Annotated in this window: 1 protein-coding gene; it reads left to right on the top strand. The window is 34.4% G+C overall.

What is annotated here, in order from left to right:
- Positions 1 to 2155: cell surface protein SprA (gene sprA, locus ACTG3S_RS08930; RefSeq protein WP_439129012.1), on the top strand; the 2155-nt coding region annotated here is incomplete at both ends.

Raw genomic sequence — 2155 nt, 5'->3', positions numbered from 1 at the left:
TTATAGAGAATTATTTCCAAATGTGCAATTAGACATTACACAAAACTCTTTGGTTAGAACATTAGATTTGGCTTATTTTCCTCAAGAAAGAGGTTCTTACAACTATGATCCTGCTGCAAATATACAAGATGGTAAAGTAACCTTACCCAACCCAGAAAGTAGATGGGCAGGTATAACAAGACCTTTAACAACCAATAATTTTGATCAAGCAAACGTAGAGTACATCCAGTTTTGGATTATGGACCCTTACCAAAACTATTCGCTTACAACAGAAGAAGGGTTGCCACAAGGTATAGACCCAAACAATCCTATAAACCAAGTGGGAGATTTATACATCAACTTAGGAAATATTTCTGAAGATGTTTTAAAAGATAACCGTAAAATGTACGAAAACGGTTTGCCAGAAGATGGCCTAAAAGTACCAGGTAGTAATATTAATAATACCATTTGGGGTGATGTACCGAGAAATCCATCCATAATTTATGCATTTAACGAGCTAGATGAGGCAAGAACAAACCAAGATATTGGTTTTGATGGTTTAGATGATGATGAGGAAAGAAACTTAACAGGTATTGGACAATATGCAACTTTAGACGATCCTGCAGCAGACAATTTTCAGTTTTTTAGAGGCAGTAATTTAGACGCAATAAACGCCACTTTAATAACAAGATATAAAGACTACAACAATACACAAGGCAACTCACCAACCTTAAATCAAGGTGGAGAGCCTTACCCGACATCATCTACAACTTACCCAGATGTTGAAGATATTAATAGAGACCAGACCATGAATACTGTAGAGAGTTATTATGAATATAAAATTCCTCTAGACAGAAATAGCCTAAGAAAGGGTTTTGGTTATGTAGTTGATGAAAAAACAACCACTGTAACTTTAGAAAACGGAAATACCCAACAAAGTAAATGGTATCAATTTAGAGTACCTGTTAGAAGTGGAACTCCAATAAATGGTATTTCAGACTTTAACAGTATTCGTTTTATGAGAATGTTTTTAACCAACTTTAAAATGCCAGTTGTCATTCGTTTTGGCGAGTTAGACTTGGTACGTGGAGATTGGAGACGCTATGTTAGAACTTTAGATCCTGCTATAAATCCAGATAGAGATTTAACACAAGATGAGTTAAACGATTTTGAAGTAGGTGTTGTTAGTATAGAACAAAATGAAGGTAGTTACATACAACCACCTGGAATTGAAAGAGAGCGTTTGCAAGGTAGCACCACTGTACAGTTGCAAAATGAACAATCTGTAACTTTAAAAGTAAACAGATTAGAAACAGACAAAATACGTGCAATCTATAAAAACATTAGTATAGACTTAAGACGTTTTAAACGTTTAAAAATGTTTATGCACTTACAAGAAAATCAAGGAGAATCTGGTGTAAATGATGGCGATTTTTCTGCAATTATTCGATTAGGTACAGATTTAAACGAAAACTTTTATCAAATAGAATTGCCATTAACAGTATCTAGAAATGGTACATCTGCCCTAGAAATTTGGCCAGAAGCCAATAATTTAGATGCCTTTTTAGAATCTTTTGGTTTGGTAAAATTAGAAAGAGATGCGTTAGGCCCTACAGTTGCGCCTATAAATGAATTATACACATCTACAAGTCAAGATGCAAATTTACCTTATACAATTAGTGTAAAAGGAAACCCAACCTTAGCACAATTAAGAACTATTATGTTGGGTTTAAAAAACACCTCTCTAACTCCAAAAAGTGGAGAAGTTTGGTTTAATGAACTACGATCTGCTGGTTTTGATAACGAAGGTGGTTGGGCTGCAGTTGTAAATGCAGATGCAAATTTTGCTGATGTTGCCAATGTTGCTTTAGCTGGTAGTATGTCTACCATTGGTTTTGGTAATGTAGAAGATAGGGTAAATCAACGTAGTTTAGATGAAACTAAACAATATGACATTGCTACTACTGTAAACCTAGGAAAAGTGCTAACACCGAAAGATTGGGGTATACAGTTACCTATGAGTTATAGTATTGGTGAGAAATTTATAGATCCAAAATTTGACCCACAATATCAAGATGTTACTTTAGCAGATGCTTTAGAACAGAATCCAAATAGTGAGTTTTCTAGAGACTATACCAAAAGAACGAGTATTAGTTTTATGAACGTTAAGAAAAAC

The organism is Polaribacter sp. (assembly GCF_965656025.1).
Lineage (GTDB): Bacteria > Bacteroidota > Bacteroidia > Flavobacteriales > Flavobacteriaceae > Polaribacter.
This window is presented reverse-complemented; position numbering and strand designations above follow the sequence as displayed.